The organism is Acidicapsa acidisoli (assembly GCF_025685625.1).
Taxonomy (GTDB): domain Bacteria; phylum Acidobacteriota; class Terriglobia; order Terriglobales; family Acidobacteriaceae; genus Acidicapsa; species Acidicapsa acidisoli.
The window spans coordinates 170440-188099 of record NZ_JAGSYI010000002.1 but is presented as its reverse complement, the minus strand read 5'-3'; the positions used below and the strand labels follow the sequence as shown (position 1 = coordinate 188099).

The following is a 17660-nucleotide window of genomic DNA, read 5'->3' as shown; positions in this document are numbered from 1 at the left end:
GCGGCTTCTTTGTACACGGGATGTCACAGGCAAGTTGCATGAGACCAGATTTCGCTGCTGTTTATTGGCCGAGACGATGGCGGATTTCAGGAACCAGTGGGTCTTCGGAGGACCCTCCACGGATGCTGAGATATGTTTTATAAAAATCCGCGAACCCTTGACTTTTCATGCCTTCCCGCGCGCGTCCTTGATAATAGTAGATGGGCGGAAAATACGTATAAGTCGGCGTGTTATCCATGAATAGCTCGATGGCTTCCCCTCGGCGATGCATGCATTGATCGAACTCTGAATCAGCCTCCGTATAGGCTCCCGCTTCGAGGTATGCCCGCCCGAGTTCGAAGCGGCCGATCCAGGTATCTAGTAGATGGATTGCGGCTGTGATCTGTTTCACGGCTCCTTTGGCATCTTTGCGCTTGAGAGCAATCATGCCTTCGATGATCTTGCCGTAAGACTGTGGCTCACCCGATAACTGCGACGAGAGATTCGTTGCGAGCTTTTGTGCTTTTGCAAGATCTCCTGCGTCGACGTAACTGATCGCCGCGAGGAATTGGATTTGGGCAGTTTGGCTGTTTGCCAGCGCTTTATCGATGTCGGCAAATGCTGCCGCATGGTGCCCTTGTAATTCCTCCATGTTCGCAAGCGCTACACATTTCCTCGCGGCATTATCAGTCATTTTGGCCGTCAGATCGGCGTCGGTGCCTTGGGTGAGGATGCGCACCGCCTCGGCATACTTTCCCTGGTAGGCGGCGAGATCGGCCAGTCCAACTGCCGCGGTCGATGCGCCATCGGAGCCAAACTTCTCGAGCTGATGGTAGTCTTCCGCCGATTTTTCGATTTGGCCTTGTCCAAGCTGGGCTTCCGCAAGTACCAGATATGCTTGCGCAGCGGATGGGCTGATCGTCAATGCGGTGTGCGCTTCTTTGTCGCCCGAGGTAAAATCTCCGGCAAAGACACTGATGAAGGCCAGGTTCAACCGCGGCCCCACTCCCTTGGGAACAATCTCGACGGCGTGTTGCGCCGCTTCCAGCGCCTTTGGCGCATCGCGTAACTGGGTGTAGCAGCTTGCAAGATTATTTTGACCGACACGGTCGGCGGGATAGCGCGTGACGAGCTTTGAGTATTCCTGAACGCAATTTTGCCACTCGCCTGTGGTGAGGTAATACAAGCCGCGGTTGCGATAGAGCTCCCGCTCAGTCATGCGGTCCACATGCTGCATCGCAAGCTTCATGTACTTTACAGCGTCCGCGGATTTCCCCAGATTCTCTTCCATGGCGGCCATGCCGGTATACGCCCGCGCGAACTGCGGGTCCAGTTCTGCTGCTTTCTGAAACGAATTGAACGCTTCCTGGAATTTGCCGGCGAACTGTTCTTCCACACCGAGAGCGTCCTGATGGACGGCCTCTAAAGATGCAGCGGTAAAACCCCCGCTGACCTGCTCAAACTGGCGCGAAGCGGGGGTGGCGTCGCCCAGGGCTTTACGAAATGGAACCACCAGTTTGGGAAGATCGCTCACAATCTCTTGTTTATTGGAGACGGTGATGTCCGCTTTTGCCAGCACGCTGCCACTTACGGAGTCTAGAGCGATTGCCGAAATATCGTACTCGCTGCCCCTCAGGCTAATGTCACCCGTAATCACCACGTTGACGCCCTGGCTTACAGCAACCAGCCGCGCGGACTGCTCATCGAGTTTGTTCGTGGGATTCGGAAGTTTCGCAGCAAGCCTTCGCGCATCGCCGCGACTGTACGAGTTGATAAAGCTGGCGCCTTCCAATGCCACGCCGAGCATCGGCTCGATCGTCTCATCCAGGACCGGGTCGCCGGTATGGTTGGTAAAGTCGCCAACCAGCACCGAGACCGGACCGTGCGGCTCTGGCTTGGCAGCCCGCTGCCTCCCGATGATGAACCACGCAATTCCAACTGCAATCACCGCCGTTGCGATGCCGGAGACCGCAAGATAGGTCCATGGAAGCTCCCGGATACGGTTCAGACGCAGCCGTAGCGAAGAAGCAGAAACTTTGCCGCTTTTGCCTTGCCATGCGCGAAGGTCCCCTACCAGATCTTTGGCGCTCTGGTAGCGATGTGCCGGTTCCTTCTCTAGACATTTCGCAACAATGTTGCTGAGCGAACCTGGAATATTCCTATCGACATCCGCCAACGGCACGGCGCGTTGTTGCGTGCGCTTCAACAGACTTGCGATCGCGCTCTCGGCGTAGAAGGGCGTAACCCCGGCAAGTAATTCATATAGGATCAGGCCGATTGTGAAGATGTCGGAGCTGGCCTTTACCTCCAGACCTTGCGCCTGCTCCGGAGACATATACTCCATCGTCCCCAGCATCATGCCGGTCTGTGTCATTCCATCGCCGGAGAAAGTGCGGGCCAATCCAAAGTCCATCACCACGATGCGGCCACTTTTTTCGACCATGATGTTGGCCGGCTTCAGGTCGCGATGGATAATGCCTTCCCGGTGAGCGGCGGCCAGGCCGTTGGCAACCTGCTCCATGATGTCGACCGCTTCCGCAATACTCAGTTTTTGCCGTTGCCTCAGGATGTCATGGAGGTTCTCGCCATCCAGGAACTCCATGGTGATGAACTTCACGCCCTGGGCTTCGCCGAGGTCGTAAATCCGGATCACGTTGCGATGCGTCACCTTGGACGAGAGCAAGAGTTCCTGCTTGAAGCGGGCCAGGATCTCCGGATTTAAGGCCATCTGAGGACGGATAACCTTTAGGGCTACGATTCGGTCCACCTCGCGGTCGGCGGCCTTATACACAGCTCCCATGCCGCCTTCTCCGAGGAGCTCGAGAATCTCATAGCGGCTGCCCAGGACTGTTCCGATCTGAAGTAAAAGCAGGTTCCCGACCGAGCCGTTCGCCGCTTCCGGAGATGGAAGCCGGCCAGTTGCGCCTCCCGAAATGATGGTGGCGTTGCTCGCGATTGTGTTGCGCGTAACGCCAACGATGGTTGCATCCGGATTCTGTGGTGGAGCTCCGTTCGTGACCGCAGGATTGGAATCGGTGCGGAATGCCGCAGCGGCGATGATAGTAGCGCGAGAGTCCTGAGGCTCCTGGTTCGGAGGGTGACGTTGCGGAGACTGCAAACTATCCGGCACCTTGGAGGAAGCAACTTCTGACCCGCCACGAGGCGTGTCTTCTCCCGGAATACCTGATTTGTCGCCGCCCGAGGAATCATTCATTTCGCACTTCACAACCTGCCAGAATTGAACGGAAAAACACCAGTCCACAAGTTCCAGATGAGAACTTCAGGTCCGGTGTGATGCCTGGAGTATAAATGATTCGTGGATGGACGCGGGTAAGGCGTTGGCTTGAATGCTGCGCGTTCGGCGCTTCGGGGTATACCCGATAATCGGTGTACCGTCGGGCCGCCTCAGAACACAAGCTTTCAGCCGTGCAGAGGAACACTTCCAGCTGATCTCCAGACCTCAGCAGCGGCCCAGCGAACACAAATCTAGTATCTTGGCTGCTCGGCAGCCAGCTTCGTCCTATTTTCGCAACGATTCAGATCTCGGTTAGCCCGAAGTCCTAAGTCTTTTGTCCGAACAGCTGCAGCAAGTTGGTAACGGTGAGCAACTGCTTGATGCGTGGTGTCAGATTGACCAGTTCCAGGACACACGCGCCGCGATTAATCGCTGAGATCTTAAGCCCTACCAACGCGCCCAAACCCGAGCTATCCAGATGTTCAAGATCGGAGAAGTCGAGCACTGTGCGGCCACCCCGTTGGAGCAACGGCATAACCAGCGCCTTGATTTCCGCGGAGTTTTCGCTTAAGAGCTTACCGTGGCACTTGATGGTTGTGGTTACATATTTGTTTTCGTCTTCCGACTCTTCAATCTCGTAACGAAACGCAGTCCCCGCCGTCGTTGCCATGGCATCTCCTTTGAGATCAATATCATCTAATCTTAACTTTCCGCTAAGCGCCTTAGATTAATTTCTTATGACTAAGAATAGCCGCCAGGTTCCGACTCTCACGCCAAAGTGGCACAGGCAAGCTGTTCTTCCAACATCGCGCGTCGGCTCGCTACGGCCGAGGTGCAGAACCGGATTTCTGCTTTTAACAATCCATGATTGCAGCAAAAAGAAAGTGCATATAAGAAAGCAGAGAGGTGGAAGTGGGAAACGAATCGGCTAGGATTGTAGCGAGGATGCGATGGTTGCGGATTCTAATCGGCGGATTTCTCGTCGAGGCAGATTTGATCGTGTCGCTGATGCCAGTATCGATGAGATGGGGGAAGCGAGGAGAACTGGCTGCGATCCGGTCTGAAGGATGACTGCAATCGCTTCCCACTCCGGGTTTGATCGAATGCGCCTGCACACTTCATTGCCGTGCAGGTCTGGCAAGTCTAAATCAGTCAGAACGGCATGGGGGTTCTACTTCGATACAAGTTCTAAGCCGCGTATTCCCGACGTGGTGGATACTGTTTCGAATCCCATCAGCGAAAGCAACTCTGCGAGTCCTTCGGAATTGGCTACGCTGTCATCAATGATGAGAACTCTATGTTTATTCATCTCTCTGTCCATAATCAATCACAGCAATTAAGTGTTGTTCAGGTAATGTTGGTGTCAGTGGTGGGCGCTGATAGAACCAGCTTTTCGAGTGAGAGATTACGAGGGCATTATGACACTTGCGGCAATTCTAGCGGAACTAGATAGCGAAATTGCGAACCTGAAACAGGCTCGCTCGCTTCTGAATGGCGGTAGCGGACGAGCACCAGAAAGACCGAAGGGTGCCACCACGGTTGACAAGCCAGCCAGAAAGCACAATATTTCCCCTGAAGGCCATAAGCGCATTGCCGAGGCTGTTAAACGCCGTTGGGCTGTTCATAAGAAGACGTCTGGAAAGTAGCGGACGTTTGCGATTCATCAGATGAGGAATTCCAATTTCCAGGAAGGGGTGTTTTGTCATGATTACTGGGCTTGAGTTTTTAGACGGCGTAGGTTCTGAAAGCATCGCCCCGAACATCGAAGCCTACGATGGCCATGTTCCGTCCGTTAGCGACCGGGTCTGCTTGGACAGGAACGGTAATTGGGAGCTTTTTCGCGTTGTCGATAGGGCTTTCTATTTTTTCGGTTCTCGCTACTGACAGTAGGCGGAAAATATCATTGCACTGCGAACCTTTCGATAAAGAGCGAGATTCCTTTACTCGTTAGAACAGCATCGAGAAGAGATATAGTTCAATGTTCAGCCGCAAACAAAGTGTTGTCTGGACGGGCGTATACTATTGCCACAATCCAATTGAAGGCCCCAACAATGCAAACCCGGTTCAGAGTGATGCTCATTGACCTAGACGACGACCGGCGCAACACCAGAGTGCAACTATTGGAACACGCGGGCTACTGGAACACGCGGGCTACGAAGTTACGGTGAGGCCTAGGTTCGCAGATGCCCGTCGTATAGGCGACGAAGGTCGTTTCGACTTGATAATTCTTGCTCTCCATGTTGGTCCCGAGTATGCCGTTCCATACAGTGACGAGTTGAGCCGGGACAATCCGGGCTGCCCATCTTACTTCTCACGGACTCCTGCGTATTCGTGCCAAAGGGCACTCTCAGCAAGAGCCTCGAGGCAGGAAGCCCGACCGCGCTAATCAAGGAAGTCGCCGCAATGCTGACAGGTAGCCATCACATCAGGGAAATCACCGCAGACATGAATTAACCCCTCTGAATTTAGAATCCGCGAAATGATAATCGTCGAACATGGTCTCTTTTGACCCTGACCTGCGACTTTCAGAGGATAGAGTGAGTCTTTCTCATGGGCCAGATTTCACGAAAAAGGAGGCCCAATGAGCGACGAATCTGACCAATATGCAAGGTCTGCCGATCTCGCCGCTGCTCAGTTGGTCGAGTTCGTTAAACGAATGGATTTAGATCACTTGGAAGTGCCAGTAATCGACGGGCAATCCGCATGGGAAGTGACCGTGAAGAAGTTGGGCATTAGATCGAACCCAGTCCTTGAATAAACAGGAGTATATTGTTTTCACGCCTATGAAACGTATCGGGCCCTAGAAAGAGGCCAGCATGGCCGCTACAACTCACGCCTTCCCACGTCGGCGCAACGCCGATGGAACCTTCGATTTAATCTGTCCTAAATGCTTCTTAACCATCATCTACAAAGCTGAGGAGTCTGAGCTGGAGGCGGCAGAAGCCGGTCACGACTGCCACGGATTGAGTCTGGATCGGATGCTTCATCCGGAGTGCGCTAATTCCCGCTAGGACTCTGCGCTGGCGATGGCAAGTTATATGTTCGAGGAAAGTCGCGAAGTTGAACTCATCAAGGTTTAGCGCAAATCTTCGATTCTGCTGAGCGAGTGTCGAGTCTATGTAACCGCCTTATAACCACTGCTCTAGTGTAATTCTTAGACCTCGTTCATCGACATCAGTGCCCGGAACAAGCAAATTGGAAAAGTCTTGCCTGCTCATAATTTGCGGACGCCATACCACTTTTATAAGATTCCCTGTGGCGATAAATGCTCGCGAACCTGTATTACGTTCGATTATCCACGTTTCTTGCATGAAGCTCCTCACGATGTATACAGGGTTCCATAACAGCGTAGCAAAATCTGCGCGGTATTGCTCAAATTGCAAACGTGCAACCGCACCGTGTAAGCCGTCTCTCCGAGGCGGTCGCTTACTATCCAAGCGGATTGAGGCACCGCACTTTATACGCTCATGCGATTCGTTACCGGCTCATCATGCGCAACATTATCTGCCCGGATTGCAGGGATACTGATACCATCGCACGCATGTTCAGGTTTGGACGACCTACTACGCCGGGCCATTGGATCGCCCATATCTTACTGGGTATCGTTGCGTTGTTTCTTATCTGGTGGCTGTTGCATGTTTACGCAATGTGAGCTGCGATAAATCAATCGTCCTAATTTGATGTAATGGCTCTGTTATAGACGGGCTTCAATGGACGCGGTGATCTATGCAGTGCCACTCATGTGGGAGCAGACATTTGCGAACGTCAAGAATGCAGTTTGGGGAGGTGCCACGACTTCTGTTGCTCCGTTTCCCAGTTCGATGCTGGGTTTGCATGGATAGATTTTATATAGGGATCAGAGAAGCTGTCTGTTTGTGGCGTGGGTGACTGGAATTCATTGTGAAGGCGGTCCTTTTGATGACTCATCTGAATTCTTTAGAGTCACCAGAAGAGGATCAGTAATTGCAGTTCGTTGCCTTTAACGGATTTACTTGCTGCCTCGTCATTCCCTTTGGACCTTACTGCCCATCTTGAGTGTCAACAATCGCCTGTCCACGCCCGCAGTTAGCCAGTAGACATTCCCGCATCGACTACACACGGCAGAATTGTGTGGGTCTGATTCGCGTTGGTTCGTTCGGATGATAGCAAATACCGGGTGTGACAGTTGCATTGTTCTGATTCATCAAAAAAAATGGTCTGAACGGGCAACCAATTGTGTACTTCTACATTCGAATTTGACGTATCTCTTCCCCTCATCCGTTGACTGCGATAAAGAGGCTTTGATAATGGGAACCCTAGAGTTCTTACTGGTCCTTACTGTGGTTTTTCTGATTGCCGATTTTATGGAACGATCGTTTAAGAATCGGGAATTAATTCAGAACGGCATCGGCTGTGATTCACTGGGCACCTTCATGGGGTCTAATAACTCGGTACTGGGCACGGATGTCACTCAAACAAGCTGCCCGTCACCGGCACAGTCTCCGGTGGCTCCTGCTTTGGTGCCGCTACAGGCGCAATGTGGATCTTCTCTTCCGGCAGGATACGCAACAGATGGACCGGAGGCCGCTCAGTAGGCGTCAACCACTCCTCGTACTCACTAGGCTCTAGGATGACCCGGCTGGCGGTTGTGGAATGGCCGCATTGCAGTGTTGGGCGTAGTCGTGAGTATCGAGAACGTCTTTTCCCACTGGTTCGTCTTGGGATTAGTCCAGTTTCCTCACAATCCAGCGAAGCCGAATAGGTCACAGCCAGGAACGGAAATCTTGTATTTCGGTCCAGGCTTCCCATTCACCTTCTTCCACTCGAAAAACCAAGGACGTCAGCCTCCGATTGGCAAACGACTACTCTCCGCTGCCGTTGTCTAGCTGTCGCAAAGAGGGAAGGCAAGATGCGGGTGGAAAGTCTAGCTTTTGCGATTGAACAGATGAGGGGATAGCGTCGGAGAGGTCTAGTCAGATTTCACAAGGAATAACAAGGGTGATTCGACCCTCGACAGTCACTATAAGTTAAATAAAATCAATAAGTTAATATGAAAAATGGCGGAGAGAGTGGGATTCTGGAATGTAGCACCAAAAACCCTAGTAAATACGCATAGTATGGTTTCGTTGTCGTGCGGTTGTCGCGCAAAAGGCCATATAATTCCCAAATGGATACCAAGGTAGTGACCTTGATGGTCAGATATAAGGACGCGGAGGGGAAGTGGAAACGATCACCTGCCGCTCGCGGTGGTAACGGCCGGGTCAAGCCGGGCCATGTGCTGCTTAATGGGCAAGTCGTGCCGGTCGCGGACGGTACCCAGGCATGAACTAGAAGCGATGTCATGCTCATTGGCTTTGTCTGACCCTGCAAACATGAGGCGACTAATGCTAGATACAAACTTGTGAGCATGCACTTCATCGATAGAGGTCTCATCATTGCTCCGATCCCGATAGGTATACGACTTCGGTAGGTGTGCGCCAGATAGGATCAAAACGATCCTTCGTGGAATCTCTAGAGTTCAGCTTGGGCGTAAGGGGTATCGACTCAGCAGCACCGGAGTCGTCAACGTTCTCTACCAGTAGTTGCAGAGCGGGCCCAAGAGAGCTCTCGCGATAGGTACTGCTTAGCCGCCGCGTTCCCAGTAGCTCATCCCGATGCAGAAGTCCGACTGTGCTGTCAATACAACCCGAACCTGACGCTCCCGTGGGAGCCAGTGTGCCAGACCTTAAATCGGCTATCGCCAAGTACTCGGGGCATGGCTCTTGCGTTGCAGCGCCAGAGCAGATGGTCCGGAAAACTGACATAGGCTATCCACTTTCCGTTTCGTGAGAAGTCAATAAATTCGGCCGATACGCCATTGAGGTACGGAACGAACTCCTTCAACCTGGCGTCGTACCTGTTCAACTCTCCGCGGAGCTGCTGACCGATCATGTATAGCTTGCGTCCGTCGGAGCTTACTTCCGGCGCGAGAGAGTTGATTGGTCCTGCCGTCAACTGAATGGGCTCCTGTGACTTGCGGTCGATCAGGCCCGAAGACTCAGGAAGCGCCCATAAATCCGTCCTGCCATCTCGGGTAGATTGGAAAACATACCAGCGTCCATCGGGGCTCCATCGTCCGCAGCATTCGGCGGGAACCGGGTTCCACTCGCCCAGGATTTCGTGCAGAGACGTTCCATCTTTGAGCGACTCCCAAAGGGACGACCGAAGCGTCTTCGGGTCCATGATGGTCAATCGCAATCGCTTTCCATCGGGCGACCATCGAATGGACGATGCGGTTCCAGACAATTGAGCAATCTTTCTTTGGTCGGTGCCATCGCTGTTTACCACGTACAGCGCGCGGTTCCAGCCAATGGCGATCTTCTGACCGTCTGGAGCGAACGCGGCGGCATCGGCGAAGAGATCGCCAATTCGCCGGACGTTTCCGGAAGGCAACGAAATGCTCCACAGAGCCGACTCGTTTAATCCTGCTTTCTCTCCCATTGAAGCGCCAGGATCAGGTCCAAACGATGCGGCCAGCAGCTCGCTTCCGTTCGATGAGATATCCATCAATCGAGGGGACTGAAGCGCGCTAACGAGAGTTGAAGACTCTCCACCGTGGACCGATATCTGAGAGATGCTTCGATGATTCATGCTCCCGGAGACGAAATAGATGCGAACGCCGTCCGAGAGCAGCGGCCCTTGTTTCGGCAGGCCGTCATGCGTGATTGCCATGTAATTCGAGACTCGCAGGACCTGCCGGGAATGACGGATGCTCCAGACGACGAGGCCGACGCCTAACAGGGCTGCTATAGCGGCGAGCAGTGTCCATCGGATCGTCTTCCAGCGGACGGCTTTCGAAATTGATGCGGGTGTCTGAGGCGGTACGGCTGGCCGTGTGGGCTCAGCCAGGAATCGGTATCCTCGTTTGCTGATCGTCTGGACAAAGCGGGGGCTCGACGAGTCGTCGCCCAGAACTTGTCGTATCTTTCGGACGGCGGTATTGATTGCGTTTTCGGTATCAACGTTGATCTCATCGCCCCAAAGCTCTTGAATGATCTCTTCTCTCCTGACCAGCTCGCCAGGCCGGCTGGCCAGCAGAATCAGGAGTTCCATCGGGATCCGCTCGAGCTTCAGCTCAGAACCCGACCGCCGCAACCGATGGTTACGGAGGTCGAGTTCGAATTCTCCGAACTGTAGGACGCTGGAATTCAGGTAAACCCCCATCACCTCTCAGGTGAACCGGCAATGTCCTGGCTAGAAAGTACCCCGGCCGCCGCTAAAGGAAAAATACAGGATTCTACAGACTATCTCCATTGCCAACAAAATCAGGAACATAGGAAGATGTGCAGGCTTGGCGGTGATTCCACCTTGCGAGGTTTCCCCGGAGGTCAGTCATGAAAAGGTTGAGGTTGATGTCCCAGGTTGTGTTTCTGCTGGTGGTCATCGTGAGTGGGTTGTGGCTGTTCTCGCATGCCCAGGCCCAGCACCAACGCTCAACTTTCACGCCTTCGGTTCCGCGGGTGTGGGATGACGAAGCGATCGCGACATTGGAGCTGCCGCTCGCAGACCCGGTCGGATCGCCAAAGCACATTGCCTCCGATTATTACTACCGCATTCCCGTTCGTCCTATCTACAAGAGCTACCCGGTCTACGCTCCGGGGCATGAACCACCGAACTATATGGAGTGGCTCAAGCAACAGGCTCCCGAGGTCCTGTGGGACGAATCAGCTCACAAGCCCAATCTCAGCTCTAGTGAAGACTGGATCGCGGCCGGACGAATCGTCTTCAACACGCCGATCTATTTCACAACGCATCGGATCGCCAGCATGAACGACGTGCGAGATCTAAAGTGGTATCAGGCAACTGGTGTTCCTGTTGCCAAGGATGGAGTCGTACCGTTTGTCCGATATGTCATTCGAAAGCAGGGCGAGGTGGACCTCGGCGATTTTGCCTGCGGCTTTTGCCACACGCGAGTCATGCCCAATGGAAGTGTTCTAGAGGGTGCCCAGGGGAACTTCCCGTTTGAGAAAAGCAAAGCTTGGTACTTCGGCAGACGGTTGGCCAATCCCGATGATGCCCGGAAAGCTGAGGCCGACCTTCGACACCTTGACCATTCGTTGTACGCAGCTCCATGGCAGAAGCCTGATCCATCGATGCCAATAGACAACATGACCACGGACCAGTTGATCGCCGCGCATGCGGCCATGCCTGCGGAAGTAACAGCCCGGCATCGGAGCAGCCTCTTTTATCCACTCCAGATTCCAGACCTTATTGGCGTTAAGGATCGCCGTTACCTGGACCACACAGGACTGCAAAAGCACCGTTCCATCGCGGATCTGATGCGCTACGCGGCATTGAACCAGGGTGCTGATGATCTTGCTTCTTACGACGGTTTCGTGCCCGCGGATTTTCACTACTCGACAAAACGCCCGGAACCCGACGATCCGATCGCCGTCGGCGGTCGATACAGTGACGAGCAGCTTTATGCATTGGCGATGTACCTGTACGCTCTCGAACCACCTCCCAATCCGAACAAGTTCGATGCACTCGCCAATCGCGGTAAAAAGATATTTGAGAGCGAAGGGTGTGGAACCTGTCACACGCCTCCTCTTTACACCAACAACAAGCTCACGCCGGCTGAAGGTTTCCGTGTGCCTCCTGAGGCGCGAAAACAATTCGACATCGCACCGTTCTCGGTTGGGACAGATCCAAATATGACCTTAAAAACGAGACGAGGCACGGGTTATTACAAAGTGCCGTCGCTGAAGGGCGTCTGGTACCGCAGCATGTTCGGGCACAGCGGCTGGTGCGCGTCTCTCGAAGATTGGTTCGATCCCAAACGCCAGCAAGACGACTATGAGCCGACAGGGTTCAAACCTTATGGCGCCGAGAGCTATTCGGTCAAAGGTCATCCCTTTGGATTGGATTTGTCCGAAGAAGATCGCCGAGCGCTCATCGCATTCCTGAAAACTCTTTGAGCTTCCCGAGAGCAATGACGCCGGTCGTTGGCACTGTACGAGGCCTTAACCTAGCGAAGGCGGAAAAAACGGCATATTAGCTGTAGGAGTCGGCATTCCGGGGATCGCCATCAAACGCTGGCAGACTTCGTGCTCTCCGGCTGCCTCGAAAATGACAGCATCGGCTCTTTCTATCCGACGCTGCAACTGCTTCAACTCATCCTGGAGTTGCGCAAGTAACGTCCGTCCGCCTGGGCAACGAAAGATTCGTATCCTGGTCTTCGAGTATACGCTCAGAATGGGCCGAAATCCTCGAACGGAAGTACCTTGCGCACCCAGAACACCTGTGTCTGAACGGTCCCTGAAAGACTGGTGATCCGAGGCTACGAAGCGACTCCATGGATTTCTAAAAGGGCCGCGCCATTACCACTTCGCAACCCGAGGGTGCCGCAGAGTTTGGTCGTCTAACGCCAATCCGATGCGATTCCGCTAGGTGAATGTTTCTGAAACTTCAACTGCCAGGCGTCGATCGATGCCAGCAGGCTCCGGAGTTTTGCTGCTTCCCCTTGGCGGAGAAAGTTTCGCACGTCGTCACGGCGAAGACCGTACCTTGAACACCGGCGCCGAGTATGACGATTCTCAATGTCGACCTCCACTACGATCGAAAGCGCAACCTGTCGAATGAAGATCGAGACATATCCAGGAACACCAAAATGACGAAGATGAAGATTTCGTTGAGGAATTTCCAGGTCTCGCCCGGGGAAAGGGGTAACTTGATGTCAGGAAACCTAAGCTTTCTGCAGTGCTGCAGTTTCCTCTCTCCCGGATTCAATCGCCGACGTCGCCGACTTTCCCTTCTCCCGGGGAGCAGGGATACAAAGCACAGGGCAGTGGACTCCGGATATCACCTGGAGCACGGTGCTGGTGTGCATATCTTCCTCCGACAGCATCGTCGCAGGACTGCCCAGGACTACTAGATCGATTTGATGCTTGAGGACAAAGTCCACGATCACCTGTCCAGCTTCGCCAGTGGTCGCTATGTGTTCGACGGGAACGGTGTGAGACTCGTTCATGGGCGCGAGAAAGCGCAACTGTTCCAGATGACTGCGATGCTCTGTGTCGCTTTCTGTCACGGAAGAGTGGAGAACCGTCAACAGCCGATGCGCGATGCGGTGTGCAGCGGTCAATGCGGCCAGGGAGCAAGTGGAAAAATCTGTTGCCAGCAGAACGGTTCTCCATTTTCCCGCCCATGGAATCAGGAATTCGACATCGGGTGTGACGGTGAGGATGGGGAACTCGGTCTTTGCCAGGAGTTGACGCGCGATCGCTCCGAGCGCCGCCCGACCAACCGCCGTCTTGCCGCGGGTTCCAAGAACCAGAAGATCCCCACCGTGGTCACGCACCGTCTGCAGGATGAGCTCACAAATGTCGCCCGTCTGAACAACTGAGTGAACCGAAATCCCCTGTGCGCGTAGCTGCTCTTCGACCCGATTCAGTTCTTCGCGAGCCGTTTGATCGACGGAGAGGGCGCTAGGCACCCCCGTGGGAAACGCGTAGCCAATGGGATCTATCACATGTACGAGCACTAGCTTAGCGCCATGCTGGAGCGCTATGGCTTGGGCATAGCGAAGTGTGGACGAAGATTTTTGTGAAAAGTCTGACGCCACAACGATCGTTTCGAAGGGAAATTGCTTGGAGATATCCATGAGAACTCCTTGGTTGTCGGCCTCTGAGCTACCGAGTTAGGGCAACGTGTGGCCCAATCATTAGTTTTAGGGAAAGCGAAAGGAGATGCGGCGTCATATCCGCGGAGCTACCTTCGTAGACGGGAAAGGAGCCCCAATCCTTTCAGAAGTTATCAGGGCGATGGATGCGGAGGGTCTTGTTTCCCTCTGCAGTTAATGCTACGCCGACCAGACCAGGGTAAAGCCAACATTGATGTCGCCAGCCGCAAAGTAGGCCACGAGGGAATCCTGCCTGCCCTCCCAAAGCTAGGGTGATCCAATCCAGAGCCTCAGCCGCTCTGCAAGTCCGCCGAGCATAGGCTGCTTGGAAGAATGGGAACTCTATGAGCTAGAGTGCTCAGATTCCGTCGAGTCTGTGCGCCCATACTCAGCACAAGGTACGCTAGTTAACCTGCTCTGACATCAAAACTCGTGACATGTGTGATCGCGTTCAACAGAGTGTTGAAACCTCGAAAACGGCTGGAAGTCACAGAGCTATGTCGTCATTGCCACTAAAAGGTTACGGTGATTATGCATGCGGCGTTTGCTCTTTGCTTCAGCGATGATTACGGTGCTGTTCTGGCTTTGTATGCCTCACCGAGTAGTAGATGCTGCTGGTCAAGACAAACAGAAATCTGATCCAGGCCGCACAAATGCATCGGTCAGAAAAGATCCCTCGATCAATCCTGCCGATTACGTCGGGTCTGAGACCTGCGCCACTTGCCACGCTGAGGTCTCAACGAAGTTCGCTATCAATCCTCATTCGAAGCTTGCTCTTATGCATGGTGGAAAAGGCGTTACATGCGAGAGCTGCCACGGTCCCGGCAAGGCGCATGTGGAGTCCGGCGGCGATGCTACTAAGATATTTCAGTTCTCAAAAGCAACACCGAAGATGGTGGATGACAAGTGCCTGAGTTGCCACGCAGACACACACGCGAATTTCGAACGCTCCTCGCATGGGGCAGCCGGTGTTAGCTGCACAAGCTGCCACAGCAGTCATGTCTTCCAGAGCGAAGCGAATTTACTGAAGGTATCGGAGCCGAAGCTGTGCTATGGCTGCCATACCGACGCGAAGGCCGCCTTTGCCCAGCCATTCCACCACAAAGTGAATGAAGGATTAATGAAATGCAGCGACTGCCACAATCCACATGGCACGTTTGAGGACAAATTACTCAAGTCGAGCGCCGACCAGAATGCCATCTGCACCGAGTGCCACGCAGAAACTGCCGGTCCGTTCGTGTATGAACATCCTCCGCTCAAGACCGAAGGCTGCACTTCCTGTCATTTTCCCCATGGGTCGCCAAATCCGCGTTTGCTCACTCGCAATAATGTGAACTCGCTGTGCCTGCAGTGCCATTCTGCTTCGATGAACTTTACCGCGCCTGGCACGCCTTCATTCCACAATCAGGCTAATCAATATCAGGCTTGCACAGTTTGCCACGTTCAGATCCATGGCTCAAACGCCAGCAGCGTGTTCTTCAAGTGAGAGGCTGCTTCGCATGATACGCGCATTGTCGACATTGCTCACGGCACGTCTCTCCCGCACTGTCCGGCTCGCGTGCGCCCTGGCAGTATGCACAAGTATGACGACGGATACCTCGGCTGCGACCGCCCAGACGGTCGCGCCGACTAGCGATCCGGCCACAGCACAGGCAGGCGCACCTGCGAAAGTACCGGCTGCTATCGATAACACAACTCCGCCAGCACCTGGAGACAACATTCGTTACGGCTACGTGATTCATCAGGCGCTCGAGCTTGGCGGCCACATTGCGGATTACTCCGGCAGCGGCGCGGTCTACGACACAATGGTCAATCTGCAGTCGGGACCGCGCGTCCTGAATCAATCGTTAGATATGCATGCCGTAGATCCGTTCAAAGCGAAGCTGTTCGATACGCTTACGACGAGTAGCTTCGGGTACGCAGGGGATCCTAACAGCGTATCGCTCTTGAATATCTCCAAGGGAAAGATCTACGATTTCCGAGGAAGCTTTCGCCGCGACCGCCAGTACTTCGATTATGACCTGCTGGCCAATCCTCTGATTCCGCCGGCATCCACACCGTTTCTGCCTATTCTCGATTCGCCGCATCTCTATAACACCGTGCGTCGCATGACCGACCTCAACCTTACTCTGGCTCCGTTGTCGCGCGTCAGCGTGCGCTTCGGGTACAACCACAGCATCAGCGAAGGGCCATCCTACAGTTCCGTGCATTTTGGCACCGAAGCTCTGCTCACACAAGACTGGCGCAATATGACTGACAGTTGGACAGGCGGCCTCGACTGGAGACTTTTCAAGCACACGACCGTGAGTTATGACGAATTCGTGACCAATTACAAGGGTGATACCACCTGGGGACTTGGTGGCCTGAATTATCAACTGTCCAATGGCACGCCGGTCAGTCTGGGAATCGATATCTCTTCGGTATGGAAGACTCCCTGCGCCGCACCATTTACCTCGACTGGGGCTGTCAATCCAACCTGTAATGCCTTTCTTTCGTACAGCCGTACTGCGCCGACTCGTACGCTGATGCCCAGCGAACAACTCCGATTCCAGAGCGCAGATGTTCCACATTTCACATTCAATGGGCGGCTGCTTTATAGCGGAGCGACCGCCAATCTAAACAATTTCAACGAAACATTCAACGGCCTTGAAAGCCGCACAACACTACGCGAATCGGTTGTAACTGGCTCAGCCAATGCGCGCCGGGTGGATGTCAATGGCGACCTCGGCGTGACATGGCAGATTACCCCGACAGTTACTGCAACAAATCTCTTCAATTTCTGGAACTTCCGTGTGCCGGGAAGAAATAACCTTAGCGAAACCGACTATCTGGGGGCATCGTTGTTGGCAACCCCGGTGATTTCCCCCAATCCGCCCGCAGTAACGGCCGATTCTGAATTCCTCAATCAGAAGACCAAGACCAATACCTTCCTCGTGGCCTGGGACGCTACGTCGCGGGCGCGAGTTTCGCTTGGCTACCGCTATCGCAGCCGCATCATCACCGACGCCGGCGGAGACTTCATTCCTATTCACGAAAACTGGGGTCTTTTCGGCTCTGCGTTGCGGCCGAGCCCACAATGGCGTGTCAACTTCGACGTTGACGCCATGTATGCGGATAACGCCTTTACCCGCATCAGCCCGCGCCACATGGAACACTACCGCCTGCGCAGTACCTACAAGCCGCAGGGATGGCTTACCCTCTCGGGTGCAATCAACATTCGTGAGAGCAGCGATAACGTGCAGACTGTCAATCATCTGGAGCACAATCGCGACTTCTCCGTTGGCGCCTCGATTGCACCCAGCGAGAAGTGGTCGTTGGACATGAACTACGGCTACGACAGCGTCTATTCGAGCACAATCGAGTGCTACGCATCCACGCCCGCCCCGCCCAATGCCAGTACGGCACCGGATGTATGTGTTGCAGCCGGAACGCCGTTTGCGAGCACCGGATATTACAACGCGCCGACGCAATTCGGATCGTTGGCATTCATGCTGGCCCCCGTGAAGCGTGTTCATCTGAACGGCGGCTATCGCATGAGCGCGGTCAATGGCAACAGCGACGCGATCAATCTACGTCAGGTGAATGGATCACTGCAGTCTCAGTATCAGTCGCCTTACGCCAATGTCGTCATGGATATTCAGAAGAACTGGTCCTGGAAGGCCGATTACAACTACTTCGGCTACGGCGAAGGATCGCCCATTGGGCCCACGGCGCCCCGGAACTTTCGCGGTAACCTCTACACGCTCTCGGTAAACTATGCGTTCTGAATTTTCAACTCGGTCGTCGATCGTGCCCGCCCTGAATTCA

The 17660-nt window shown here is 54.0% G+C and carries 10 protein-coding genes; 5 read left to right on the top strand and 5 right to left on the bottom strand.

All coding sequences use genetic code 11. The annotated features are described in order from the left end of the window. Positions 1-61: 61 nt before the first annotated feature. Together OHL23_RS10925 and OHL23_RS10920 are read right to left on the bottom strand one after the other, a co-directional pair. A complete protein-coding gene (locus OHL23_RS10925) occupies positions 62-3193 on the bottom strand; it encodes a serine/threonine-protein kinase (protein WP_263351920.1) in 3132 nt (1043 codons plus the stop codon). A 346-nt stretch (positions 3194-3539) separates the two neighbouring features. After that, positions 3540-3884 (bottom strand): STAS domain-containing protein, encoded by a 345-nt coding sequence (locus OHL23_RS10920; protein WP_263351919.1) that lies wholly within the window; start codon positions 3882-3884, stop codon positions 3540-3542. 1911 nt (positions 3885-5795) lie between these two features. On the opposite strand from OHL23_RS10920, the gene OHL23_RS10915 reads away from it, so the two are divergent. After that, positions 5796-5972 carry a hypothetical protein gene (locus OHL23_RS10915; RefSeq protein ID WP_263351918.1) on the top strand — a complete coding sequence of 59 codons (177 nt, stop codon included), beginning with the start codon at positions 5796-5798 and terminating at the stop codon, positions 5970-5972. A gap of 58 nt (positions 5973-6030) precedes the next feature. Continuing rightward, positions 6031-6225, top strand: coding sequence for a hypothetical protein (locus OHL23_RS10910; RefSeq protein WP_263351917.1), 195 nt, complete (start codon positions 6031-6033; stop codon positions 6223-6225). 1435 nt (positions 6226-7660) lie between these two features. On the opposite strand, the gene OHL23_RS10905 is transcribed toward OHL23_RS10910, so the two are convergent. Further along, positions 7661-7795 carry a hypothetical protein gene (locus OHL23_RS10905; RefSeq protein ID WP_263351916.1) on the bottom strand — a complete coding sequence of 45 codons (135 nt, stop codon included), beginning with the start codon at positions 7793-7795 and terminating at the stop codon, positions 7661-7663. A 1074-nt stretch (positions 7796-8869) separates the two neighbouring features. After that, positions 8870-10396, bottom strand: a complete 1527-nt coding sequence (locus OHL23_RS10900) for a winged helix-turn-helix domain-containing protein (protein ID WP_263351915.1) — start codon at positions 10394-10396, stop codon at positions 8870-8872. A 170-nt stretch (positions 10397-10566) separates the two neighbouring features. Between OHL23_RS10900 and OHL23_RS10895 the strand changes: the two genes are divergently transcribed. Beyond that, entirely contained in the window at positions 10567-12150 is a 1584-nt protein-coding gene (locus OHL23_RS10895) for a c-type cytochrome (RefSeq protein ID WP_263351914.1), read from the top strand. Between the two features lie 767 nt (positions 12151-12917). On the opposite strand, the gene OHL23_RS10890 is transcribed toward OHL23_RS10895, so the two are convergent. Beyond that, the gene (locus tag OHL23_RS10890; protein WP_263351913.1) at positions 12918-13835 is read right to left on the bottom strand and encodes a universal stress protein; all 918 of its coding nucleotides are present in this window, start codon (positions 13833-13835) and stop codon (positions 12918-12920) included. Positions 13836-14388: 553 nt separating this feature from the next. Between OHL23_RS10890 and OHL23_RS10885 the strand changes: the two genes are divergently transcribed. Further along, positions 14389-15339, top strand: a complete 951-nt coding sequence (locus tag OHL23_RS10885; RefSeq protein WP_263351912.1) for a DmsE family decaheme c-type cytochrome — start codon at positions 14389-14391, stop codon at positions 15337-15339. Between the two features lie 97 nt (positions 15340-15436). Continuing rightward, complete coding sequence (locus tag OHL23_RS10880) at positions 15437-17620, top strand: hypothetical protein (RefSeq protein ID WP_263351911.1); 2184 nt, start codon at positions 15437-15439, stop codon at positions 17618-17620. The last annotated feature ends 40 nt before the right edge of the window (positions 17621-17660 follow it).

Bases quoted from the DNA above. Each gene is read 5' to 3' on its own strand.
- OHL23_RS10885 (WP_263351912.1), top strand. From the start codon at position 14,389: ATGCGGCGTTTGCTCTTTGCTTCAGCGATGATTACGGTGCTGTTCTGG.
- OHL23_RS10910 (WP_263351917.1), top strand. From the start codon at position 6,031: ATGGCCGCTACAACTCACGCCTTCCCACGTCGGCGCAACGCCGATGGA.
- OHL23_RS10895 (WP_263351914.1), top strand. From the start codon at position 10,567: ATGAAAAGGTTGAGGTTGATGTCCCAGGTTGTGTTTCTGCTGGTGGTC.
- OHL23_RS10880 (WP_263351911.1), top strand. From the start codon at position 15,437: ATGACGACGGATACCTCGGCTGCGACCGCCCAGACGGTCGCGCCGACT.
- OHL23_RS10915 (WP_263351918.1), top strand. From the start codon at position 5,796: ATGAGCGACGAATCTGACCAATATGCAAGGTCTGCCGATCTCGCCGCT.
- OHL23_RS10925 (WP_263351920.1), bottom strand. From the start codon at position 3,193: ATGAATGATTCCTCGGGCGGCGACAAATCAGGTATTCCGGGAGAAGAC.
- OHL23_RS10920 (WP_263351919.1), bottom strand. From the start codon at position 3,884: ATGGCAACGACGGCGGGGACTGCGTTTCGTTACGAGATTGAAGAGTCG.
- OHL23_RS10900 (WP_263351915.1), bottom strand. From the start codon at position 10,396: ATGGGGGTTTACCTGAATTCCAGCGTCCTACAGTTCGGAGAATTCGAA.
- OHL23_RS10890 (WP_263351913.1), bottom strand. From the start codon at position 13,835: ATGGATATCTCCAAGCAATTTCCCTTCGAAACGATCGTTGTGGCGTCA.